Source organism: Streptomyces sp. HUAS MG91 (genome assembly GCF_040529335.1).
Classification (GTDB): domain Bacteria; phylum Actinomycetota; class Actinomycetes; order Streptomycetales; family Streptomycetaceae; genus Streptomyces; species Streptomyces tabacisoli.
Window position 1 is genome coordinate 4,566,176 of the sequence record NZ_CP159534.1, and the last position, 20,841, is coordinate 4,587,016.

Annotated in this window: 26 protein-coding genes and 1 pseudogene; 20 read left to right on the forward strand and 7 right to left on the reverse strand. The window is 70.8% G+C overall.

Annotated features, from left to right (window positions below):
• Positions 1 to 38: 38 nt before the first annotated feature.
• From ABII15_RS20745 to ABII15_RS20760, 4 genes are all read right to left on the reverse strand, one after another.
• Positions 39 to 212 (reverse strand): hypothetical protein, encoded by a 174-nt coding sequence (locus ABII15_RS20745; RefSeq protein ID WP_353943814.1) that lies wholly within the window; start codon positions 210 to 212, stop codon positions 39 to 41.
• Between the two features lie 31 nt (positions 213 to 243).
• Positions 244 to 1,305, reverse strand: coding sequence for a trypsin-like peptidase domain-containing protein (locus ABII15_RS20750; RefSeq protein ID WP_353943815.1), 1,062 nt, complete (start codon positions 1,303 to 1,305; stop codon positions 244 to 246).
• Between the two features lie 280 nt (positions 1,306 to 1,585).
• Positions 1,586 to 2,608 carry a LacI family DNA-binding transcriptional regulator gene (locus ABII15_RS20755; RefSeq protein ID WP_353943816.1) on the reverse strand — a complete coding sequence of 341 codons (1,023 nt, stop codon included), beginning with the start codon at positions 2,606 to 2,608 and terminating at the stop codon, positions 1,586 to 1,588.
• Between the two features lie 53 nt (positions 2,609 to 2,661).
• The gene (locus ABII15_RS20760; protein ID WP_353943817.1) at positions 2,662 to 3,465 is read right to left on the reverse strand and encodes a response regulator transcription factor; all 804 of its coding nucleotides are present in this window, start codon (positions 3,463 to 3,465) and stop codon (positions 2,662 to 2,664) included.
• A gap of 325 nt (positions 3,466 to 3,790) precedes the next feature.
• Between ABII15_RS20760 and ABII15_RS20765 the strand changes: the two genes are divergently transcribed.
• The 14 genes from ABII15_RS20765 (at position 3,791) to ABII15_RS20830 (ending at position 13,751) form a co-directional block, all read left to right on the forward strand.
• Entirely contained in the window at positions 3,791 to 4,543 is a 753-nt protein-coding gene (locus ABII15_RS20765) for an alpha/beta fold hydrolase (protein ID WP_353943818.1), read from the forward strand.
• 49 nt (positions 4,544 to 4,592) lie between these two features.
• Complete coding sequence (locus tag ABII15_RS20770) at positions 4,593 to 4,847, forward strand: MoaD/ThiS family protein (RefSeq protein ID WP_111665475.1); 255 nt, start codon at positions 4,593 to 4,595, stop codon at positions 4,845 to 4,847.
• A gap of 5 nt (positions 4,848 to 4,852) precedes the next feature.
• Complete coding sequence (locus tag ABII15_RS20775) at positions 4,853 to 6,055, forward strand: hypothetical protein (RefSeq protein ID WP_353943819.1); 1,203 nt, start codon at positions 4,853 to 4,855, stop codon at positions 6,053 to 6,055.
• 101 nt (positions 6,056 to 6,156) lie between these two features.
• Complete coding sequence (locus ABII15_RS20780) at positions 6,157 to 6,885, forward strand: DUF2993 domain-containing protein (RefSeq protein ID WP_353943820.1); 729 nt, start codon at positions 6,157 to 6,159, stop codon at positions 6,883 to 6,885.
• A 214-nt stretch (positions 6,886 to 7,099) separates the two neighbouring features.
• Positions 7,100 to 7,180 (forward strand): putative leader peptide, encoded by an 81-nt coding sequence (locus ABII15_RS20785; protein ID WP_351257108.1) that lies wholly within the window; start codon positions 7,100 to 7,102, stop codon positions 7,178 to 7,180.
• A gap of 141 nt (positions 7,181 to 7,321) precedes the next feature.
• Positions 7,322 to 8,167: a sulfurtransferase gene (locus tag ABII15_RS20790; RefSeq protein ID WP_353943821.1), complete on the forward strand. Its 846-nt coding sequence runs from the start codon at positions 7,322 to 7,324 to the stop codon at positions 8,165 to 8,167.
• A 35-nt stretch (positions 8,168 to 8,202) separates the two neighbouring features.
• A complete protein-coding gene (locus ABII15_RS20795) occupies positions 8,203 to 8,490 on the forward strand; it encodes a DUF1416 domain-containing protein (protein WP_054232391.1) in 288 nt (95 codons plus the stop codon).
• Positions 8,491 to 8,607: 117 nt separating this feature from the next.
• Positions 8,608 to 8,913: a DUF3099 domain-containing protein gene (locus ABII15_RS20800; RefSeq protein ID WP_353943822.1), complete on the forward strand. Its 306-nt coding sequence runs from the start codon at positions 8,608 to 8,610 to the stop codon at positions 8,911 to 8,913.
• A 101-nt stretch (positions 8,914 to 9,014) separates the two neighbouring features.
• Positions 9,015 to 9,800 (forward strand): hypothetical protein, encoded by a 786-nt coding sequence (locus ABII15_RS20805; RefSeq protein ID WP_353943823.1) that lies wholly within the window; start codon positions 9,015 to 9,017, stop codon positions 9,798 to 9,800.
• A complete protein-coding gene (locus tag ABII15_RS20810; RefSeq protein WP_353943824.1) occupies positions 9,797 to 10,555 on the forward strand; it encodes a hypothetical protein in 759 nt (252 codons plus the stop codon). The genes ABII15_RS20805 and ABII15_RS20810 overlap by 4 nt, the downstream gene beginning before the upstream one ends.
• Entirely contained in the window at positions 10,552 to 11,463 is a 912-nt protein-coding gene (locus tag ABII15_RS20815; protein WP_353943825.1) for a hypothetical protein, read from the forward strand. Before ABII15_RS20810 ends, ABII15_RS20815 begins: the two co-directional genes overlap by 4 nt.
• 211 nt (positions 11,464 to 11,674) lie before the next feature.
• Complete coding sequence (locus ABII15_RS20820) at positions 11,675 to 12,247, forward strand: FABP family protein (RefSeq protein ID WP_353943826.1); 573 nt, start codon at positions 11,675 to 11,677, stop codon at positions 12,245 to 12,247.
• Between the two features lie 51 nt (positions 12,248 to 12,298).
• A complete protein-coding gene (locus tag ABII15_RS20825; protein ID WP_353943827.1) occupies positions 12,299 to 12,736 on the forward strand; it encodes a transcriptional repressor in 438 nt (145 codons plus the stop codon).
• Between the two features lie 34 nt (positions 12,737 to 12,770).
• Positions 12,771 to 13,751: a folate-binding protein gene (locus ABII15_RS20830; protein ID WP_353943828.1), complete on the forward strand. Its 981-nt coding sequence runs from the start codon at positions 12,771 to 12,773 to the stop codon at positions 13,749 to 13,751.
• A gap of 3 nt (positions 13,752 to 13,754) precedes the next feature.
• On the opposite strand, the gene dtd is transcribed toward ABII15_RS20830, so the two are convergent.
• Entirely contained in the window at positions 13,755 to 14,180 is a 426-nt protein-coding gene (gene dtd, locus ABII15_RS20835; protein WP_353943829.1) for a D-aminoacyl-tRNA deacylase, read from the reverse strand.
• A 181-nt stretch (positions 14,181 to 14,361) separates the two neighbouring features.
• Here dtd and ABII15_RS20840 point away from each other — a divergent pair, with 181 nt between their 5' ends.
• Complete coding sequence (locus ABII15_RS20840) at positions 14,362 to 14,955, forward strand: ABC transporter substrate-binding protein (protein ID WP_353943830.1); 594 nt, start codon at positions 14,362 to 14,364, stop codon at positions 14,953 to 14,955.
• 115 nt (positions 14,956 to 15,070) lie between these two features.
• Positions 15,071 to 16,325, forward strand: a pseudogene (locus ABII15_RS20845) (GNAT family N-acetyltransferase).
• Positions 16,326 to 16,388: 63 nt separating this feature from the next.
• Here the strand turns inward: ABII15_RS20845 and ABII15_RS20850 are convergent.
• Entirely contained in the window at positions 16,389 to 16,574 is a 186-nt protein-coding gene (locus ABII15_RS20850; RefSeq protein WP_111665464.1) for a hypothetical protein, read from the reverse strand.
• Positions 16,575 to 16,787: 213 nt separating this feature from the next.
• Between ABII15_RS20850 and ABII15_RS20855 the strand changes: the two genes are divergently transcribed.
• Entirely contained in the window at positions 16,788 to 17,714 is a 927-nt protein-coding gene (locus ABII15_RS20855) for a winged helix-turn-helix domain-containing protein (protein ID WP_353943831.1), read from the forward strand.
• 6 nt (positions 17,715 to 17,720) lie between these two features.
• Here ABII15_RS20855 and ABII15_RS20860 read toward each other — a convergent pair whose 3' ends face one another.
• Positions 17,721 to 17,912 carry a hypothetical protein gene (locus ABII15_RS20860; protein ID WP_111665462.1) on the reverse strand — a complete coding sequence of 64 codons (192 nt, stop codon included), beginning with the start codon at positions 17,910 to 17,912 and terminating at the stop codon, positions 17,721 to 17,723.
• A 204-nt stretch (positions 17,913 to 18,116) separates the two neighbouring features.
• Here ABII15_RS20860 and ABII15_RS20865 point away from each other — a divergent pair, with 204 nt between their 5' ends.
• From ABII15_RS20865 to ABII15_RS20875, 3 genes are all read left to right on the forward strand, one after another.
• Positions 18,117 to 19,013 carry a winged helix-turn-helix domain-containing protein gene (locus ABII15_RS20865; protein WP_353947132.1) on the forward strand — a complete coding sequence of 299 codons (897 nt, stop codon included), beginning with the start codon at positions 18,117 to 18,119 and terminating at the stop codon, positions 19,011 to 19,013.
• A complete protein-coding gene (locus tag ABII15_RS20870; RefSeq protein ID WP_353943832.1) occupies positions 18,962 to 19,771 on the forward strand; it encodes an HAD family hydrolase in 810 nt (269 codons plus the stop codon). The genes ABII15_RS20865 and ABII15_RS20870 overlap by 52 nt, the downstream gene beginning before the upstream one ends.
• A gap of 113 nt (positions 19,772 to 19,884) precedes the next feature.
• Positions 19,885 to 20,760, forward strand: coding sequence for a winged helix-turn-helix domain-containing protein (locus ABII15_RS20875; protein ID WP_353943833.1), 876 nt, complete (start codon positions 19,885 to 19,887; stop codon positions 20,758 to 20,760).
• Positions 20,761 to 20,841 lie beyond the last annotated feature (81 nt).

Consider the following 20,841-nt stretch of genomic DNA (forward strand, 5'->3'; position numbering starts at 1 on the left):
GCTTCCTTCACGACGTGGGTGAGTACTGCGACGGACTATCAGCCTCGCACGGCCGCGCGGCGCCCGCGTGCGGCCCGGCGCGGTGCCGCCGCGGTGGCCACTTCGGGGGCCCGGGTGACCGGCGGGAAGAGCGTCGAGGCGACGGCGAGGGCGAGCCCGGTGCCGGCGGGGTCGGTGGTGGCGCCGGAGTGACGGTGCACGGTCGTGTTCATGAGGGTTCTCCCTGGGCTTGATGGTGCTCGGTCAGCTGTCGGAGCCCCCGGCGCGCAGCGAGTCGAGGTCGGCCTTGACGGTGTTGACCGGGATGGCGAAGCCGAGGCCGACGCTGCCCGCGCTCGACGACGACGAGGACGACTGCGAACTGGCCGAGTACATCGCGGAGTTGATGCCGACGATGTTGCCGTTCATGTCGATCAGGGCGCCGCCGGAGTTGCCGGGGTTGAGGGAGGCGTCGGTCTGGATCGCCTTGTACGTGGTCGTGGACGAGCCGGTGTCGCCGTTGAACTCCTGGCCGCCGAACTCGAACGGCCACTGGCCGCTGCCGCCGCCCTGCTGTTGCTGCTGCTCCTGCTGGCCCTCGTCCGTGGAGACGGTGACGTCGCGGTTGAGCGCGGAGACGATGCCGCTGGTGACGGTGCCGGTCAGGCCCTCGGGGGAGCCGATCGCGACGACCTCGTCGCCGACGCCGACGTTGTCGGAGTCGCCGAGGGTCGCGGGCTTGAGGCCGGAGGCGTTCTTCAGCTTGATGAGCGCCAGGTCCTTCTTGGCGTCGGTGCCGACGACCTCGGCGGTGTACGTCTTGCCGTCGCTCGTCCTGACCTTGACGCTCGTGGCGCCGGAGATGACGTGGTTGTTGGTGAGGATCTCGCCGTCGTCGGTGATGATGACGCCGGAGCCGGTGGACGAGCCGTTGCTCAGCGTGGCGTTGATCTCGACTATCGACGGGCTGACCGCCTCCGCGACACCGGCGACGGTGCCCTTCTTGCTGCTGGGCACGACGTTGGTGCTGGTCGAGGAGGACGCCGTGGTGGTGGAGGAGCCGGTCAGCTCCTGGAAGGCGTAGGCGGTGCCGCCGCCGATCGCCGCGGCTGCCACGGCGACGGCCGCGAGCAGGCCGACCGGGCCGCGCAGCCGCTTCTTCCTGGCCCGGGGCTCCTGCTGCGGGGTCGGCTCGTAGGCCGGCGGGGGCGGCCAGGCGCTGTCCACCGGGGTGGAGTGCGGGGGATTCTGCTGCGGGCTCTCGGAGTACGGGGACTGCTGCTGGCCCTGCGGGTACTCGCCGTCGCGGCGGAAGCTCTCGGTCATGTCAGTAAGCGTGGGCCGCGTTCATGAGAGCCGCCTGAGCGTGCCCTGAGAGTCCCGGCAGAACCCTGTTTGCCCGAAATAAAGACGGGCCGCGCCATCATCTGACGGCCGGTGGCCGGCTGGTCGCGCAGTTCCCCGCGCCCCTGAGGCATGCGCTGCGCGCAGCCTCCCCGATGAGATGCCGCACGAAGTGCGCATCTCAGGGGCGCGGGGAACTGCGCGAGAAGCCCCACCGGGCCGCAGCCGAACGAGAACCCGGAAACCCGCCCCGAGCGGAGCGCTACGCGCAGCCGCAGGACTGGCGGACGACCAGGCGGGACGGGAACAGCTTCAGGCGTTCGCGTCGCGACCCGGCCACGCGCAGGGAGTCGTCCAGCACCAGATCGACGGCGGCCCGCGCCATGGCCGGCCGGTCCGAGGCGACCGTGGTCAGCGGCGGATCGGTGAGCCCGGCCTCCTTCACGTCGTCGAACCCGGCGACGGCCAGCTCACCCGGCACCTCGATGCGCAGCTCGCGCGCGGCCCGCAGCACCCCGATGGCCTGGTCGTCGGTGGAGCAGAAGATGGCCGGCGGCCGGTGCGGCCCGGCGAGCAGTTCGAGCGCCACCTTGTACGCGTCGTAGCGGTTGTACGGGGCTTCGAAGAGCCGGCCCTCCGTGGACCTGCCCGCCTCCTGCATCGCGCGCCGCCAGCCCTCCACGTGGTCGGAGACCGGGTCGCCGACGGACGGCGTCTCGGCGGTGCCGCCCAGACAGGCCACGTACTCGTAGCCGTGTTCGAGGAGGTGGCGGGTGGCGAGCTGGGCGCCGCCGAGGTCGTCCGTCACCACGGCGACGTCGTCGATGGCCTCGGGCCGCTCGTGCAGCAGCACCACGCGGGCGTCCCACGCCTCGATCTCGGTCGCCGCCAGGTCATTGAGCCCGTGGCTGACCAGGATCAGGCCGGAGACCCGCATGCCGAGGAACGCGCGCAGATAGTGCACCTCGCGGTCGCCGACGTAGTCGGAGTTGCCGACGAGGACCATCTTTCCGCGCTCGGACGCGGCCTGTTCCACCGCGTGCGCCATCTCCGCGAAGAACGGCTGGCGCGAGTCCGGCACGATCATGCCTATGAGGTCGGTCCGGCGCGACGCCATCGCCTGGGCGACCCGGTCCGGCCGGTACCCCAGCTCCTTGATCGCGGCGAGAACGCGCTCGCGCGTGGCCGGGGCGACCGGCCGGGGTCCGTTGTTGATCACGTAGGACACGACGGCGGTCGAAGTACCCGCCAGTCGCGCAACGTCGTCCCGAGTCACCTTGGCCACGCGCGGAGTCTACGCGGATGGACCACCCTCTGGGCAGGGCGTAAACCTGCTCGCTACGAGTCGGCCGAAACCGTCTCGACGCGCCGGGCGGCCACCGTGTCCGCTTCGTCCTGGTTGGCGGAGGAAGTGGCCTTCTCGCTCTTCTCGGCCGCCTTCTCCTTGTCCGCCCGCTCGCCCTTCTCCGGCTTCTCCGGGGTGACGAAGCGGTAGCCCACGTTGCGCACGGTGCCGATCAGCGACTCGTGCTCGGGGCCCAGCTTGGCGCGCAGCCGCCGTACGTGGACGTCGACGGTGCGGGTGCCGCCGAAGTAGTCGTAGCCCCAGACCTCCTGGAGCAGCTGGGCGCGGGTGAAGACCCGGCCGGGGTGCTGCGCGAGGTACTTCAGGAGCTCGAACTCCTTGAAGGTCAGGTCGAGGACCCGGCCCTTGAGCTTGGCGGAGTAGGTGGCCTCGTCGACCGACAGGTCGCCGTTGCGGATCTCCATGGGGGAGTCGTCGGCGACGATCTGCTGGCGGCCCATGGCGAGCCGCAGCCGGGCCTCGACCTCGGCCGGACCGGCCGTGTCGAGCAATACGTCGTCGATGCCCCAGTCGGCGGTGACGGCGGCGAGGCCGCCCTCGGTCACGACCAGGACCAGCGGACAGCCGGGCCCGGTGGAGCGGAGCAGCTGACAGAGGCTGCGGACCTGCGGGAGGTCGCGGCGGCCGTCGATCAGGATCACGTCGGCGCCGGGGGTGTCGACGAGGGCGGGGCCCTCCGCCGGGGCCACGCGCACGTTGTGCAGGAGAAGGCCGAGGGCGGGAAGCACCTCCGTCGACGGCTGAAGGGCATTCGTCAGGAGCAGCAGAGAACTCATCGCCGCCCACCTGCCTGGGTCGTCATACGTTCGTGCACGGTTCGCTCGCCCATAACGTCTGGTTCCTCCTCGGTCCCTGCGAGGACGTTTGCGGCACTGCTTCGTGTTGCTCGTACTGCTGTACGGCCTTTGTCATGGGCCCGCGCCCCGGGCCCCGCGCCGTCGGGAGTGAGGTCGTATACAACTCTCCTGAAAGCACAAAAGGACCCGGGGGCTGCACTGCCCGAGTCCTTCGCCCAGCAGAATAGCCCACATGAGTAGGGGTCCGGCAGGTGAAGGACGTGGATCTTCTGTGCGGCCGATCACTGAACGAGCGCGGCGCGTGATGCTGCGGACACAGGACGGAGTCGCGATCGACGCCGCCTACGAGCCCGGATCCGGGCCCCCGGACCGGCCCGTGATCGTGCTCGCGCACGGCTTCACCGGCGATCTGGAGCGGCCCCACGTGCGCCGCGCCGCCGAGGCGTTCGCGCAGGGTGCGGCCGTGGTCACGTTCACGTTCCGCGGGCACGGGCGCTCGGGCGGGCGCTCCACGGTGGGCGACCGGGAGGTGCTCGATCTCGCGGCGGCCGTCGCCTGGGCACGCTCGCTGGGGCACCGGCGTGTCGTCACGGTCGGATTTTCGATGGGTGGTTCCGTGGTGCTGCGGCACGCGGCGTTGCACAGAGGGCGCACGGAAGCGCGGACCGACGCGGTCGTCGCGGTGAGTGCACCGGCCCGGTGGTTCTACCGCGGGACCGCTCCGATGCGGCGGCTCCACTGGGTCGTCACGCGGCGCTCGGGACGCGTGGTGGGCCGGCTCGGGCTCCGTACCCGTATCCATCCGTACGACTGGGACCCGATCCCGCTCTCGCCGGTCGAGTCGGTGCCGCTGATCGCGCCGACGCCGCTGCTCGTCGTGCACGGCGACCGCGACCCGTACTTTCCCGTCGACCATCCCCGGATGCTGGCCGAGGCCGCCGCGGGCGGCGCCGAACTCTGGCTGGAGGAGGGCATGGGGCACGCGGAGCACGCGGCGAGCGACGCGCTGCTCGGCCGGATCGGGGAGTGGGCCCGCACCGCGGGTACCGCACAATAGGACGCCGACCCGAGAACCAGAACCGTGGAAGCGGGGAGAGGAGCGCCCTGTGGCAACCGGCACCCTTCGTTACTGGGCCGCGGCCAAGTCGGCCGCCGGCGTGGCCGAGGAACCGTACGACGCCGATGACCTGGGCGCGGCGCTGGCCGCGGCCCGCGAGCGGCACCCCGGGGAACTGGTCCGGGTCTTGCAGCGCTGCTCGTTCCTCGTCGACGGGAACCCCGTCGGGACGCGCGGACATGAGACGGTACGGCTGGCCGAGGGCGGCACGGTCGAGGTGCTCCCGCCGTTCGCAGGAGGGTGACACCGATGAGCAACAACGAGCAGTACCCGTACGACCCGCAGCAGCACCAGCAGCACCAGCAGCATCAGCAGTACGACCAGCAGCCGTACGACGCCGAGCCCACGCAGTACTGGCAGGCGCAGACCTGGGACACCCAGGTGCAGCCGGCGCCGGTGCAGCAGCAGTACCAGCAGTCGTACCAGCAACAGCAGCCGTACCAGCAGCCCCAGTACCAGCAGCAACAGCCGTACCCGCAGCAGCAGCAGCAACAGCAGCAGTCGTATCTGCCGCAGCAGCAGCACGAGTACGGCTACGGCGAGCAGCAGGCCCAGCCGCTGCCCCCGCAGCAGGAGTGGCCGCAGGAACCGGCACCGCAGGCTCCGACCCCGGCCCCCGCTCCCGAGCCCGCCGCACCGGCCGCCGCCGACGACGAGCCCGGCTACGGCCCGGCCACCATCACCGGCAACGCGCGCGTCACCGACGCCCAGCGGGCCCGCGCCGAGGGCCGGTCGCCGATCATCGAGCCGGGCATCCAGCCGGCCGGTCTCACCGCGGTGCTCGGCCTGCTGCTCGCGGGCGGCGCGGCCGTCGGCTCGTACGCGCTGCTCGTTCCGGTGGTGCTGCTCCAGGCGGTCACCGCCGCGGGCTGGTTCCGGCTCAACGGCATGTGGCCCGCCCGCCAGGGCATCGCGCTCGCCTTCCTGGGCGGCGTCGTCGCCGACATCGCGCTGCTCGCGGCCGGCCGGGAGCACGGGCCCGCCGCGATCCTCGGCACGCTCGGCGTCTGGGTGCTGCTCACCCTGGTCCTGCAACTGCGCTCGCACGCCTCGCCGGACGAGCGGATGTACGGCCTGATGGCGACCGTCGTCTCGGCGGCGCTCGCGATCGTGGCGGCCGGACACCTGGCCGCAGAGCCGGACGCGGTGACGGTGGGCGCGATCGCGGTGGCCGTCGCCGTCGTGGCCCGCGCGCTGCCGCTGCCCACCGCGGCGTCCGTCGTGGTCGCGCTGCTCGCCGGTGCCGGGGCCGGGGTCGCCGTGGGCGGGATGACCGGGGTCGGGTCGGGCGGGGCGCTGCTCGGGGTCGGGGCGGCCGCGGCCGCGCTGATCGGGCACCGGGTCGCGTCGTACGACTATCCGTCGCGGTTCGTCCACATGACGGCGGGGGTCGCCCTGCCGCTCGCCGCGGCGGCGCCGGTCGTGTACGTGCTGGGGCGGGTCGTCGGCTGACGGCGGGTGGGCGCGGGGCTCCGCCCCGGACCCCGCTCCTCGATCGCCGGAGGGGCTGGATTCTCCCCGGGACCCGTCCCGCGCCGCGTACGCTCCCGAACATGCGTGCACTGCGAATACTGCTGATCCTCGTCGTGATCCTCGGCGGCCTGTTCGTGATTGCCGACCGGGTCGCGGTCAACATCGCCGAGAACAAGGCCGCCGACAAGATCCGCGAGAGCGAGAGCCTCGCCAGTACCCCCTCCGTGTCGATCGAGGGCTTCCCGTTCCTGACCCAGGTCGCCGACGGCACCCTGGACGACGTGAAGATCGGCATCAAGGACTACGAGGCGAAGAACGCCGACGGCAGCATCCGCATCGCGGACATGAAAGCCGAGATGCACGGCGTGAAGTTCGACAGCAGCTACAGCTCGGCCACCGCCGCCTCCGCCACCGGCACCGCGCGCGTCTCCTACGCCGACCTCCTCAAGGCCGTGCAGAAGGCGGGCCCGGCCCGGGTCGCGCCCGGCGTGAGCGCGCAGATCGACGGCCTGTCGTACGCCGGTGACAGCAAGGTGAAGCTGACGGTCGCCTTCAAGACCCCGCTGGGCACCCTGCGCCCCACCGTGACCAGCGCCGTGAAGGTCACCGGCGGCAAGCTCTCCGCCCGCGCCGTCAGCCTGCCGAAGGTCGGCTCGTTCGACCTCGGGGAATCCGCGCTGCGCGGCGTCACCGACTTCCAGCAGGCCATCGACAACCTGCCCGCGGGCATCAAGCTGGACAAGGTCGAGGCGGTCCAGGACGGCATCGAAATCTCGGTGACGGGTTCGGACCTGCGTCTCGTCGGGTAGGGCGTCGGGTAGCGCGAACCGCGTGCGCGGAGGACGAACCGTCCGCAGTGCGAGACGGACATGTCCGCACAGCAGGAGTGAGCGGCGCCACGGCGTGCCCGGACCCCGGCCGCGGTGGCCTCGGCGGACCATCGATCTCATATTTCGGTCGTTCGCGTCTCATTATTCGACACGTCGGTGACACGGCCGCCGGTGCGTCCTTACGATCGGTGCCATGAAGCGACAGGCGGACCTCACGAAGCGGCGGGCAGTAGACCTGTGCCGCGTCGCCGCCATGCTCTGTCGCACCGCCTGAGCGGGGCGGTCGGCCACCGGGCCGCATTCCCGATTCCCGCTTCCCGGGCCCCTTGAGACGCGACACACGACTCGGGGTCACCGTGCGCACCCGCACCCATACGTTCCGCATGCCTGCCGCAACTGCCCCGGAGGAAACAGCATGAGCCGCAGCGACGTCCTGGTCGACGCCGACTGGGTCGAGGCCAACCTCGACAACGACAACGTGGCGATCGTCGAGGTGGACGAAGACACGTCCGCGTACGACAAGAACCACATCAAGAACGCGATCCGCATCGACTGGACCAAGGACCTCCAGGACCCGGTCCGCCGTGACTTCATCGACCAGGCCGGCTTCGAGGAGCTGCTGTCGAAGAAGGGCATCGGCAACGACACGACCGTCGTCCTCTACGGCGGCAACAACAACTGGTTCGCCTCGTACGCGTACTGGTACTTCAAGCTCTACGGCCACCAGGACGTGAAGCTCCTCGACGGCGGCCGCAAGAAGTGGGAGCTCGACTCCCGCGACTTGGTCGACGGCTCGCAGGTCCCCAACCGCCCGGCCACGCAGTACAAGGCCAAGCCGCAGGACACCTCGATCCGCGCCTTCCGCGACGACGTCGTGAACGCGATCGGCAACCAGAACCTGGTCGACGTGCGCTCGCCCGACGAGTTCTCCGGCAAGCTGCTCGCCCCGGCGCACCTCCCGCAGGAGCAGTCGCAGCGTCCGGGCCACGTCCCGTCCGCGCGCAACATCCCGTGGTCGAAGAACGCCAACGACGACGGCACCTTCAAGTCGGACGACGACCTCAAGGCGCTCTACGCCGAGGAGCAGGTCGACCTGGCCAAGGACTCGATCGCGTACTGCCGCATCGGTGAGCGTTCCGCGCTGACGTGGTTCGTGCTGCACGAGCTGCTCGGCGTCGAGAACGTCAAGAACTACGACGGCTCGTGGACCGAGTACGGCTCCCTCGTCGGCGTGCCGATCGAGCTCGGCGCCAACAAGTAATTCGTCAACCGACCTCTCGTATCTAGGAGTTCAGCATGTGTGGAGCGAAGGCCGGCGGCCCCGACGCCTCGACGATCAAGCCCGGTGAGACCACCATCCAGGGTCAGGTCACCCGCGACGGCGAGCCGGTGACGGGCTACGTCCGTCTGCTCGACTCGACCGGTGAGTTCACCGCCGAGGTCCCGACCTCGGCCACGGGCCAGTTCCGCTTCTACGCGGCCGAGGGCACCTGGACCGTGCGCGCGCTGGTCCCGGGCGGCACGGCGGACCGCACGGTCGTCGCTCAGACGGGCGGGCTCGCGGAGGTCGCGATCGCCGTCTGACGACGGGCGGTCGCACAGGAACGGCCGAAGGGCCGCACCCCAGGGGTTGGACGCCACTGGTCGGGGTGCGGCCCTTCGGCCTGCCCGGAGTGGCGCGTACGGGCTTACGCTGAAGACATGTACGCGCGCCGGAAGCACGCCTACTTCGCCATGATGGGCGTCTGCATCGCCCTCTTCGTCCTGGCGTGGGGCGTGGTGCGTCTCTGGTCGGTCCCCGCGGCCGTGATCATGTGCGTCGTCGCCATGGTCATCCCGCCCTTCGCCGCCATCGTCGCCAACCGCCGCGGGCCCGAGGACCGGTGGTGGGACGACCCCGCCCCGGGCTCTCGAACCACCGCGGGCAAGGAAGACCCCACCGGCGACCGGACGTCCGACGAGTGGTGGGACGAACTGGACGGGAAGAAGCGCCCGCCCCGACGGTGACTTTTTCGTGATCAATCTGTGTGCAACCTTCAAGTATCGCTGTGGGTCTCCTGTGCGCGCGGAGAACGGAATCCGCGCTTCGAGTTCTGTGGGGGGACCTGTTGGATCACGAAGAAGCACCGCACACCGCGCCCCAGGCGCCACCTGAGCCACCGCCCGAGCAGCCCTTGGCGTCCGAGGACAGACCCCGGCGCGGCCGTGGCCGCACGCCCGCGCTGATCGGCGCTGCCGCCGTCCTCGGCGTCGTCGCGGGCCTGTGCACCGGGTACGTCGTCCAGGCGGGCCGCGCTCCCGACCCGCTGCCGCCGCTCGCCCAGCAGAAGGTCACCCAGGCCAAGGGCGGCAAGGCCCCCGAGGCGCTCTCCGCCGCGCAGGACCGGCGCGTCAGGACCGACGGCGACCTGCGCAAGCTGCTGGTGCCGCGGCCCTCCGGCGCCCAGAAGTCGGACGCCCCGCAGGGCTGGGTCGACCAGTTCGGGTTCGCCGCCGACTACGACCGGCCGGCCGACGCGTTCCGTGACCTGTCCGCGGACTCCTTCCGGCGGGCCGCGACCGTCTCGTGGCAGCGGGGGCAGTCCACGACGGCGATCAACCTCGTCCAGTTCCGCGAGACCGAGCACCTCGCCTCGCAGGACTACGTCAGCGTGCAGGGCGAATTCGCCGTCGAGGACTCCGGCAACGACGGCGAGCCCGTTCCCGGCAGCTCCGAGGGCCGCGTCTATGTCTACGACCGGCCCGAGACGGAGCCCGGCTATCTGCCGATGTACATGTCCCGGACGCTCGCCGCGCGCGGCGACATCGTGATGGACATCTGGATGTACGACACCAAGCCGATCTCGAAGAAGTCCGCGATGGATCTCGCCAAGCGGCAGTTGGAGCGCCTGTGAGCGACCAGTCTCCACAGCCCGAGGAAGCTTCGCAGCCGCGCCGGCGCCGCCGCTGGCCCGCCGTCACCGTCGCCTGCGCCGTCGTGCTCGCCGTGGCGGGCGGCGCCGGATTCACCGTGCTGAAGGTGAACGACGCCGACCGCACCGTCCGCACCAAGGTGTGGGGCTCGCCCGAGCAGGACAAGCAGCGCGCGGCGGGCTCCGCCGACGAGGACCTGATGAAGCGGCTGCTGCCGATGCCCGACGACTACGGCCCCGGGCCGGACATCGACGAGTTCGGCAACGAGAAGGTGATCACCGGCAAGGAGGCCACGGCCCGCTTCAAGAAGAGCGCCGACAACCTGCCCTCCCGCCAGCGTGACGCCCGGCACAGGTCGATCGACAAGCTGAAGCTCAAGGGCCTCGCGGTGCGCAGCTACTCCGCCGAGTCCTCCGACCTCGTGATCGAGACCCAGCTCGCCGAGATCCAGAACCGGCAGGCGGGCCGGAACATCAAGGCGTTCCAGTCGGAGTTCCTGCGGGCGCTCGGTGTCTTCACCAAGGGCCCGAAGATCAAGGGGCACCGCAACGCGGACTGCTTCCGCGCGCCGCGCGACAAGGAGACCAAGCTGGATCTGCTGATCTGCAGCGCGTACCAGGACGACCTCCTGGTCTCCGTCACCGCGTACGGCCCGACATCCATCGACAGCGGGGCCGTCGCCGACCTCCTGGCCCAGCAGCTCGACCACATCTCGTCACGGGGTGAGCTCGTATGACGTCCCAGCCCACAGACCAGCCGACGGAGCAGGCCACGGAGCAGCCGACGGAGCTGGCGCGGCCCGCCGAGCCGTTCCCGGCCCCTCCCGCGCACCCGCCGCTCTTCCCGCCCGCGCCGCCCCTGCCCGCGCCCGAGCCCGTGCCCGCCGTCAAGAAGGACCGGCGCGTCCTGCGGGCCGCGCTGCGCTGGACCGCCGCCGTCGTCGTGTTCGCGGCCGTCGGGGCCGGTGTCGCGTACGGGGTCACCGAGCAGCGGCGGAGCGATCTGCCGGGCCTGGCGACCGAGAGCGACGGACGCTGGGAGTACCCGGAGATCGTCCGCCCGCCGCTGCCGAAGGACGCCCCGGCCGCGTTCGCCGAGGACAACCTCCGCGAGGAGCACTTCGCCGATCTGCGCGAGCTGGTCCTGCCCGCGCCCGACGGGGCCGAGGAGGACAAGGCGCTCGCCGGAAAGGACGGCTGGCTGCCCACGGCCACGTACCTGAAGGCGTACGACAAGGACGCCCGGGGCGATCTCGCCCAGGCCCTGAAGGACGGCGGCCTGCGGCACGTCGCGGCACGCGGCTGGACCATGCCCGACGGCACGCGCACCAGCATCTACCTACTGCGTTTCAACACGAGCGCGTTCGCCCGTGAGTACCGCGACCAGGTGAACACGAGCCTGGCGACCGTGGTCGGGGCCCCGAAGTTCGACGAGGACTTCTCGCTCCAGGGCAACGCCGACGCGGTGCCCGACACCCATCTGTTCGTCTACGGCGAGCAGAAGCCGTACGGCAGGGAACGCGTCCGGTACGCGTACGTCGAGGCCGGTGACGTGCTGGCCCTGGTGGTCCAGTCGGACGACGGACACGGCTCCGCCGTCCCGTTCCGGCAGACCCTCGCGCTGCAGAACCAGCTGCTCGGCTGACCTCGCCGAGTGCGCCGGGCCCCACCCGACTACAGTGGGGCCCGGCTCTGTATCCGCATACGTTCCGCTCACCGAGGAGCATTCCGTGCTTGAGGCTTTCTTCTCCGCTCTGCTCGTGCTGGTCTGCGTCGGCGTCCTCGCCTTCGCCGGTCTGACCGTGAAGAAGCTGTACCAGGGCCAGCGCTGACCTACCCCACTGATTGAGCACTCCATGATCCAGATCCCGTCGGACCTGCACCCCGACCTCGTTCCCCTCGCGTTCCTCCTGGGCAACTGGGCGGGCGCGGGCGTCACCGACTTCCCGGGCGCCGAGAAGGCCAACTTCGGCCAGGAGGTCTCCTTCACCCACGACGGGCGGGACTTCCTGGAGTACCACTCGCACACCTGGATCCTCGACAGCGAGGGCAACAAGGTGAAGCCGCTGGAGTCGGAGTCCGGCTTCTGGCGCGTCGGCAAGGACCGCAAGGTCGAGGTCGTCATGGTCCGCGACGACGGTGTCGTCGAGGTCTGGTACGGCGAGCTGGCCGACAAGAAGCCGCAGATCGACCTCGCGACGGACGCGGTCGCCCGCACCGCGGCCTCGGGCCCGTACAGCGGCGGCAAGCGGCTGTACGGCTACGTGAAGAGCGACCTGATGTGGGTCGGCGAGAAGCAGACCCCCGAGGTTCCGCTGCGCCCCTACATGTCGGCCCAGCTGAAGAAGGTCGTCTCCCCGGAGGAGGTCGCCGAGATGGCGCGCAACCTCCCGGACATGCCGGACGACGGCATCGCCTTCTTCAAGTAGGCCTCCGGCGGGCCGTCCGCGCTTTCTCCAAGTGGTCCTAGACTCGTGGGTGTGGTGAGCACCGACTGGAAGAGCGACCTGAGGCAGCGCGGCTACCGGCTGACGCCGCAGCGCCAGCTTGTCCTCGAAGCCGTGGACACCCTTGAGCACGCGACCCCCGACGACATCCTGAGCGAAGTGCGCAGGACGGCGTCGGGGGTCAACATTTCCACGGTCTACCGGACCCTGGAGCTCCTGGAGGAGCTCGGGCTCGTCAGCCACGCCCATCTGGGCCACGGCGCCCCCACGTACCACCTCGCCGACCGGCACCACCACATCCACCTGGTGTGCCGCGACTGCACGAACGTGATCGAGGCCGACGTGGACGTCGCCCGGGAGTTCACCGACAAGCTGCGCGCCGAGTTCGGCTTCGACACCGACCTGAAGCACTTCGCGATCTTCGGCCGGTGCGCGAGCTGTACGGAAGCCAAGGCGCCGGCACAGGAATAAGCGGGTCCGCCCGCTCGTCGTAGTCTGTGTGAACATGCAGCGACTTTCACCGAGCAGCCCCCTGCTGACCCTGCCCGGCGCCGTCTCCGCCGAGGGCGTGGACGAAGGCGTCGCCGCCCACTACGGCGACCTGTTCCGCGAGCAGCGCTCACTCTCCGACGGATCCGGCGTCGTCGACCTCTCGCACCGCGGAGTCGTCGCCGTCACCGGTGACGACCGGCTGAGCTGGCTGCACCTGCTGCTCACCCAGCACGTCAGCGAACTGCCGGCCGGCCGGGCCACGGAAGCGCTGATCCTCTCCGCCAACGGGCACATCGAGCACGCCCTGTACCTCGTGGACGACGGCACGACCACGTGGGCGCACGTGGAGCCCGGCACGCAGGAGGCGCTCCTGACGTACCTGGAGTCGATGAAGTTCTTCTACCGGGTCGAGGTCGCCGACCGCACCGCCGAGTTCGCGGTCGTGCACCTGCCGGCCGGTTCCATCGCCCCGGTGCCCGACGGGGTCGCCGTCCGCGAGACGCCGTTCGGCCGCGACCTGTTCCTGCCGCGCGCCGACCTGGAGTCCTACGCGGCCGAGCACGGGCCGGCCGTCGGCCTGCTGGCGTACGAGGCGCTGCGCGTCGAGCAGCACCGCCCGCGCCTCGGCTTCGAGACCGACCACCGCACCATCCCGCACGAGCTGGGCTGGATCGGCAGCGCCGTGCACCTGCAGAAGGGCTGCTACCGCGGGCAGGAGACCGTCGCCCGCGTCCAGAACCTGGGCAAGCCGCCGCGCCGCCTCGTCTTCCTGCACCTGGACGGCAGCGAGGTGCACCTGCCCGCCCACGGCGCCGAGGTGCGGCTGGCCGCCGACGGCCCCGAGGGCCGCAAGATCGGCTTCGTCACCACGTCCGTACGCCACCACGAGCTGGGCCCGATCGCGCTCGCGCTGGTGAAGCGGAACGTGCCGACCGACGCGCCGCTGCTCGCCGAGACCACGGCGGCGGCGCAGGAAGTCGTCGTCGAGCCGTAGCCCTCAGATCTCCAGCAGCACGGTGAACGGGCCGTCGTTCGTCAGGGACACCCGCATCTGCGCCCCGAACCGGCCCGTCGCCACCGTCGCGCCCAGCGCCCGCAGCCGTGCCACGACCTCGTCGACCAGCGGCTCGGCGACCTCACCGGGAGCCGCCGCGTTCCAGGTGGGGCGGCGGCCCTTGCGGGCGTCGCCGTAGAGCGTGAACTGGCTGATGACCAGCAGCGGGGCGTCGATGTCGCTGCACGACCTCTCGTCGGCGAGCATCCGCACCGACCAGAGCTTGCGGGCCAGCCGGTCCGCCTCCGCCGCGGTGTCCTCGTGGGTCACCCCGACCAGGACGCACAGCCCCTCGCCCTTGATCTCACCCACGGTCTCGCCGTCCACGACGACGCTCGCGCCGTCCACCCGCTGTACCACTGCTCGCATACGGTCATCATGCCGTGCCCGCCACACCGTGCGTCCGAACCCCCCATCCGGGGCCGATATGGGGCACTCGTACCCTAAGTGGCCACGCGGAGTGGCACGATGCTCACACGTGGTGCGCCGGAGGCGCACGGCGGCAGTCCGGTCGAGGGGACGGTAAGCACACACCATGGATTTCCATGCCATGAGCCACACAACGAGTGCGGGGCCGCCCGCGGAGCGTGCCGTCGTGTCGCTGACGCACCTGGCGCGGCCGCCGGTCCAGCGCACGGACAGCCCCGAACTCCCGCCCGTTCCCGAAGCCGACCTGGCCACGCTGCGGCTGCCCGAACTGCGCACGCTGCGCCGGGACTCGCAGCAGGACGAGGCCGACCTGAGCTATGTGCGGCGGATGCTCCAGGGCCGGATCGACATCCTGCGGGCCGAGTTGGCGCGGCGGCGCGATCCGGAGGGGCCCGTGGTGGACCGGCTCTCCGAGATCCTGCGGGACCAGCCGACGCGGTACCGCTCGTCGGCCCGGCACGTCACGCTCGGGACCCCGCGCAGTGAGGAGTTCCGGCGGCTGGCCTCGGAGATGCTCTCCGAGGTGGAGCTGTCGGATCTGGGGGCTCGGACGGACGACGAGTTGCATGCCGGGATGGGGCGGCTCGTGCGGTACGAGCAGCAGGTGTCGCGGCGGCGGCAGCAGTTGCAGCGGACCGCCGACGACTGCAGCGCCGAGATCGCCCGTCGGTACCGGGAGGGCGAGGCGCAGGTGGACGATCTGCTCGACGGCTGACCGGGGGTTCGTCTCCGGGTGCCGGTCCGGTGGGAACCGCGCGACCAGCCCCCACCGGGCCGCAGCCGGGAAGAATGCGGACGACATTCGGCGGGACCCCGCCTAGCGTGGGCGGATGAGCGATATTGACGTGCGGCCCATCGCGGAGGACGAACTCCCCGACTGGATCCGCGCCCTGAACACCGGCTTCCTGCGCCCCCCCGACCCCGTCCCCGGAAGAGATCGCCAAGCGCAGAATCCACTTCGACCCGACCCGCACCAGGGCCGCGTTCCCCCCGGACGGCGAGCGCCAGGTCGCCACCTTCCGCTCCTTCGCCCAGGAACTGACCCTCCCCGGCGGCGCGGCCGTCCCCACGGACGCCATCACGAACGTCACCGTCAGCCCCACCCACCGCCGCCGCGGCCTGCTCACCCGCATGATGGCCGCCGACCTCGCGGACGCGAAGGAGCGCGGTGACGTCGCCGCCACCCTGATCGCCGCCGAGTACCCGATCTACGGCCGCTACGGCTTCGGCCCCGCGACGCACGCCGTCGACTGGCAGATCGACGTACCCCGCACCGGACTCGACCCGCGCGCGGCCGGCCCCGACGGCGGCGGCCGGGTCGATCTCGTCGACGCCGAGGAGGTCCGCCGCCTGGGCCCCGCCCTGCACGAGCAGGTGCGCGGCCGGACCGCGGGCGTGGTGTCGCGCGACGCCTACTGGTGGGAGCTGCACACCGGGCTGCACCCGACCCCCGAGAACCCGTGGAAGGAACCCTTCTACGCGCTGTACCGCAACGCCCGGGGCGAGGTGGAGGGCCTGGCGGCCTACCGCACCGAGGACCGTTTCAACGAGGCGATCCAGCCGGAGTGCACGGCGCGGGTGCAGTACTTGTTCGGGCTCACCCCGGCCGCCGAGCGCGCCCTGTGGCACTACCTCTGCTCGATCGACTGGATCACGGCCGTCCGCAGCGGCCTGCGGGCCACCGACGACCTGCTCCCGGACTTCCTGCCCGACCCGCGCGCCGCCCGCGTGGTGTCACGGGCCGACTTCCTGTGGGCGCGGATCCTCGACGTCGTACGGGCGCTGGAGGCACGTACGTACGACACGGCCGGCGAGCTGGTGCTCGAGGTGCACGACGCGGCGGGACTCGCCGGGGGACGGTTCGCGTTGGGGGCGGCGCCCGACGGCGCGGTCTGCGCGCCGAGCGCCGCGGCTCCCCAGCTCACGCTCGACATCCGCGAGCTGGGGGCGCTGTGGCTGGGCGGCGGGTCCGCCGTGCGGCTCACCGCCCTGGGCCGGGTGGTGGAGGAGGAGCCGGGCGCCGCTGCCCTGGCCGACGCGCTGTTCCGTACGGCGCGGCGCCCGTGGTGCCCCGACGTGTTCTGAGGCCGGGGGCGCGCTGTCCGAAGACCGACCGGGCTCCCGGCTCCCCTCCGGAAGGGAGCCCGGTCAGCCGCTCTGGGCCAGCAGCATCACGAGGGCGACCGCCCCGATGCCGCTGATCACGGTGTTCTTGGCCTTGAGGCCGACGGACAGCAGGATGAAGGCGATGATGCCCACGGGCCCGTACTTCCACTGGATGAGCTGCTCGAATCCGATGGCCAGCGCGGCGACGACGATGGCGAAGACCGGCATGTCCCTACCCCCTTAGGTGGGAGTGGTGACCAACTCTGCTGCCAATGCGATGGCGTAGACCAACCTCTGTGGTCGACGCCAACCCCCGTGGTTGTTCGACCATGTCGTCCAAGTTGGTCACCAACTCAAAGTTAGTTATCTCCGCTCCACGGCGACTTATAACCATCCTTCCTTCAACTCCCTTGAGATGGCGTGAAGTTGTACCGTTGAACTGTGAGCGTGGAGCATGCCGCCGTCGAGGGACGGCCAGGGCCGCCGCGGGCGCAGTGGACGTACCGCGAGGTGGCGGACGAGCTGCGGGCCAGAATCCGCTCGGGATCGCTGCGACCGGGCCAACGAATGCCAACTCAGGCCCAGTTGGCCGCAGCCTTCGGCGTGGAGCGCTCGGCGGTGCGCCAGGCGCTGCGCATCCTGCGGGCCGAGCATCTGCTGGCCGACGTCACGAAGGGCAGTCCGGCCACCGTCGCGGCGGATCCCCGGTCCGCGTTCCGCGGCCCGGCCGCACCTCCGCAGCCGACGATGGTGGGGCTCGCCCCGCGGGTCACGGCCGCCTTCCGGCAGCAGGACGTGGAGATCGACGCCCTGTGCCTGACGTCGGTGTCGCTGACCCTCGCGATGGGCGAACCGCTGCGGCAGATCCACGAGGGCCGCATGAAACCGGCCAAGGTCCGCGTGCGGGTGCTGATGCCCAGCCGGGACATCGACCTCGCCTTCCCGGCCCCGGCCGCCGACCTGGAGGCCGAGCAGGAGGCGGCCCTGGGCGGCAGGCTCCAGCGCCACTGGCTGGCGCAGCGCAACGCCCAGGGCCAGGTGCTCAGGCACAACCTGACGGCCCTGCGCGCCACGCACGGCATGGACGTCCGGGTGGAGTTCCGCGCCCTCCCCTTCACGCCACCGGTCAAGCTCTATCTGCTCAACGGCACCGAGGCGCTCTTCGCCTACTACACACTGAGCAGGCGCGGCGCACAGCTCGACCACGAGCGGGTCGACGTGTACGACGCGACGGGCGTGCAGCAGACGCTGTTCGCGTTCGAACACGGGGCGGGACCGCGCGACACCACCTTCGTCGAGCAGTCCCACCTGTGGTTCGACAGCCTTTGGAACACGATCAGTACGGACCTGACACTGAGGGAGCCCTGACAGGCTCTAGTGGAGCGCGGGGCCGGCCACCATGATCGCGAGCAGTACGCCGCCGATGGAACTGCACGTGGCGTTCCTGGCCTTGACGCCCACGGCCAGCAGGAGCAGGCCCGCGATGCCGGCCGGGCCGTAGTGCCACTGGACGAGCTGCTCGAAGGTGATCACGAAGACCGCGGAGAGGAGGCTCAGGAAAGGCATGGCGGTTCCCCCTTCATCGGCTTCGGCAGTTGCTGAGACGGGTTGGCCGAGTGCGTGCCATCTGTAACCATTCGATGCCAAGTTGGCTGCCAACCCACGATTGTTGTCCCCAACTCGCGACGCTGAAAAACAAGTCTTCAACAACTCCCGCCAAATGGACGGGAGTTGTACCATTTGGTTGTGACCCGGGAGAGCGTGGCGGACATGGCGGACACGATGGACGTGACACTGAACGGAAGCAGAAGGCGGGGCGCCCAGGAGATCGCCGACGACCTGCGCCGCCGGATCAAGGCGGGCGAGCTGAGGGCGGGTGACCGGCTGCCCACGCAGGCGGTGCTGGCCGAGGAGTTCGGCGTGGAGCGCGGCACGGTCCGCCAGGCGCTTCAACTCCTGGAGGCCGACGGTCTGTTGAGCAGCCGCAGCAAGGGAAGCCCGCCGCGCATCGCCTCCGCGGCCACCGCCCCGGACGGGCCGCAGCCCACGATGGTCGCCCTGGCCCCCCGGCTCATCGAGGCCTTCCAGGCGCCCGAGGTGCGCATCGACGCGGTGTGCATGACCTCCGAGACCCTCATGCTGGCCCTCGGCGAGCCGCTCCGCCTGATCCACGAGGGGCGGATGCGCCCGAGCGCCGTCGACGTCCGCGTCCTGCTGCCCAGCCGCGACATCGACCTCGCCTTCCCGGTGCCGGTCCCGGACCCCGGCGACGGCACCGACCGCGCCGACGACGTGGTGGTCCACCAGCGCTGGCTCGCCCAGCGCAACGCCCAGGGCCAGGTGCTGCGCCACAATCTCCGCGAGCTGCGCTCCTCGCACGGCATCGACGTCCGGGTCACCTTCCGCGCCCTGCCGTTCACGCCCCCCGTCAAGCTCTACCTCCTCAACCACGAGGAGGCGCTCCTCTCGTACTACATGGTCACCAAGCGGGAGGAGGAGATCGACAGCGGCACCAAGCTGGAGATGTACGCGGCGACGGGCACCCAGGCCCTGCTGTTCTCCTTCGAGAAGCGCGCGGGCCACCGGGACCGCGCCTTCGTCGAGGAGTCCCAGAAATGGTTCGACGCGCTCTGGGCAACCATCACGTCGGACCTGACACTCTCCTAGTGACTTCTGACATGACGAAGCAGACTGGGTCCGTGGCTGAAGAGAAGCATTCACCGGGGGAGCAGACCTGGCTGCGCGGTCTCGTCGGGGCGGCGCGCGTCGTGCTCTTCGACTTCGACGGGCCCATCTGCCGGCTGTTCGCGGGACGGCCGGCCGCGGTCATCGCGCGGGAGCAGGTGGCGTGGCTGGACAGGCAGGGGCTCGGGGAGGCCCTGACACTGGCCGAGCGCGATGACCCGGATCCGCACACCGTGCTGCGCAGCATGGGCAGGCAGCGGCCGGACAGCGATCTGGTCGTCGAGTTGGAGAAACGTCTCACCGCCGAGGAGCTGCGGGCCGTCCCCACCGCCTGGCCCACCCCGTACGCCGATCCCCTGATCCGCACCTGGACGGCGGTGGGGGCGCGGCTCGCGATCACCACCAACAATTCGCCCGAGGCGGCGCGCGGCTACTTGGCGGGCCGTGGTCTGGCCGGCTGCTTCGAGCCGCACGTCTACGGCCGGAGCCAGGACCTGAGCAGACTCAAGCCCGACCCGTACTGCCTCAACCGCGCGCTGAGCGCCATGGGCGCCCCGCCGAGTGCGGCGCTCATGGTCGGCGACGGCGCCACGGACTTCCAGGCCGCGAACGAGGCAGGAGTCCCGTTTCTCGGCTACGCGCGTAACGAGACCAAGGAAAGAGCGCTGCGGGATGCGGGCGTCAGGCACGTGATCGGCTCCATGGAGCCGATCCTCCGGGCGGTGCGGGGCACACTCTGACGCCGTGCTGTCGGGCCGTCGGCCGACGCACCGGGGTGGAGTTGGTTGCCAACTGGCGTAGAGTTGAGCCAACTTGGCACGGCGGGAGGGAGTGCGTCGCTGTGAAGGACGCGATGAGCGGCAAGAGTGACCCCACCTCCAAAGCCACCTCGGAAGAGATAGCCGACGACCTCCGGGCGCGCATCAAGAACGGCTTGCTCAAGGTCGGCGACCGGCTGCCGACGCAGGCGAAGCTCGCCGAGGAGTTCGGCGTGGAGCGCGGCGCGGTGCGCCAGGCCCTCCAGCGGCTCCAAGCGGACGGTCTGCTGACGAACGTGAGCCGGGGCAGTCCGCCCCAGGTCGCGGAGACGGCCGTACCGCGGCAGACCGGCGACCTGACCGCGCGGGGCATCCTGGGCCCACGCCTCGTGAAGGCGTTCGAGAGCCCTGAGGTGTGCGTGGACGTGGCGTGTCTGACGGCGGAGACGCTGATGACGGCGCTGGGCGAGCCGCTGAACAGGGTGTACTCGGGCGTCGCCGTGCCCGATTCGGTCCGGTTGCGGGTGCTGCTGCCCAGACTGGACCAGAACCTCGACTACCCGTCACCGCGCGAGGGCTGGGGGCACGACAAGGACCTGGACGCGGCGGTCAAGCTGCGCAGCAGCAACCAGCGCGAGTCCCAGCGCACCGTGCTGAGGAGCAACATCCACGGACTGCGCGCGATGGGTGTCGACGCGCGCATCGAGTTCCGGTACACCTACGGCACGCCGAGCCGGAAGGCCTACCTGCTGAACCGGCGGGAGGTGCTCATCGGGCACTACGTTCCGGAGCCGTTCGAGCGGGACGTCGCGGGTTACGGGGACGACGTTCCCCTGTGCGACGTGCAGGGCTTCAGCACGCCGATGTTCGTCTTCGCCAGCTCGGCCGGGAGTTCCGAAGCGAACTTCGTGGAGGCCGAGCAGACCATGTTCGACGGTGTCTGGGAGCACGTGGCCCGCGATCGGCCCTGAGAGAGGGCGATCGGCACCATTACGGCCGTGGCGGCGGCCCGGAGCCGTATCCGGTCAATCGCCGTAAGGCTCTGTTCGGGC

Coding starts and splice junctions, on each gene's coding strand:
- ABII15_RS20745 (WP_353943814.1), bottom strand. CDS start 212: ATGAACACGACCGTGCACCGTCACTCCGGCGCCACCACCGACCCCGCC.
- ABII15_RS20750 (WP_353943815.1), bottom strand. CDS start 1,305: ATGACCGAGAGCTTCCGCCGCGACGGCGAGTACCCGCAGGGCCAGCAG.
- ABII15_RS20760 (WP_353943817.1), bottom strand. CDS start 3,465: ATGAGTTCTCTGCTGCTCCTGACGAATGCCCTTCAGCCGTCGACGGAG.
- ABII15_RS20765 (WP_353943818.1), top strand. CDS start 3,791: ATGCTGCGGACACAGGACGGAGTCGCGATCGACGCCGCCTACGAGCCC.
- ABII15_RS20775 (WP_353943819.1), top strand. CDS start 4,853: ATGAGCAACAACGAGCAGTACCCGTACGACCCGCAGCAGCACCAGCAG.
- ABII15_RS20780 (WP_353943820.1), top strand. CDS start 6,157: ATGCGTGCACTGCGAATACTGCTGATCCTCGTCGTGATCCTCGGCGGC.
- ABII15_RS20785 (WP_351257108.1), top strand. CDS start 7,100: ATGAAGCGACAGGCGGACCTCACGAAGCGGCGGGCAGTAGACCTGTGC.
- ABII15_RS20790 (WP_353943821.1), top strand. CDS start 7,322: ATGAGCCGCAGCGACGTCCTGGTCGACGCCGACTGGGTCGAGGCCAAC.
- ABII15_RS20795 (WP_054232391.1), top strand. CDS start 8,203: ATGTGTGGAGCGAAGGCCGGCGGCCCCGACGCCTCGACGATCAAGCCC.
- ABII15_RS20800 (WP_353943822.1), top strand. CDS start 8,608: ATGTACGCGCGCCGGAAGCACGCCTACTTCGCCATGATGGGCGTCTGC.
- ABII15_RS20815 (WP_353943825.1), top strand. CDS start 10,552: ATGACGTCCCAGCCCACAGACCAGCCGACGGAGCAGGCCACGGAGCAG.
- ABII15_RS20820 (WP_353943826.1), top strand. CDS start 11,675: ATGATCCAGATCCCGTCGGACCTGCACCCCGACCTCGTTCCCCTCGCG.
- ABII15_RS20830 (WP_353943828.1), top strand. CDS start 12,771: ATGCAGCGACTTTCACCGAGCAGCCCCCTGCTGACCCTGCCCGGCGCC.
- dtd (WP_353943829.1), bottom strand. CDS start 14,180: ATGCGAGCAGTGGTACAGCGGGTGGACGGCGCGAGCGTCGTCGTGGAC.
- ABII15_RS20840 (WP_353943830.1), top strand. CDS start 14,362: ATGAGCCACACAACGAGTGCGGGGCCGCCCGCGGAGCGTGCCGTCGTG.
- ABII15_RS20850 (WP_111665464.1), bottom strand. CDS start 16,574: ATGCCGGTCTTCGCCATCGTCGTCGCCGCGCTGGCCATCGGATTCGAG.
- ABII15_RS20860 (WP_111665462.1), bottom strand. CDS start 17,912: ATGCCTTTCCTGAGCCTCCTCTCCGCGGTCTTCGTGATCACCTTCGAG.
- ABII15_RS20865 (WP_353947132.1), top strand. CDS start 18,117: ATGGCGGACACGATGGACGTGACACTGAACGGAAGCAGAAGGCGGGGC.
- ABII15_RS20870 (WP_353943832.1), top strand. CDS start 18,962: ATGGTTCGACGCGCTCTGGGCAACCATCACGTCGGACCTGACACTCTC.
- ABII15_RS20875 (WP_353943833.1), top strand. CDS start 19,885: ATGAGCGGCAAGAGTGACCCCACCTCCAAAGCCACCTCGGAAGAGATA.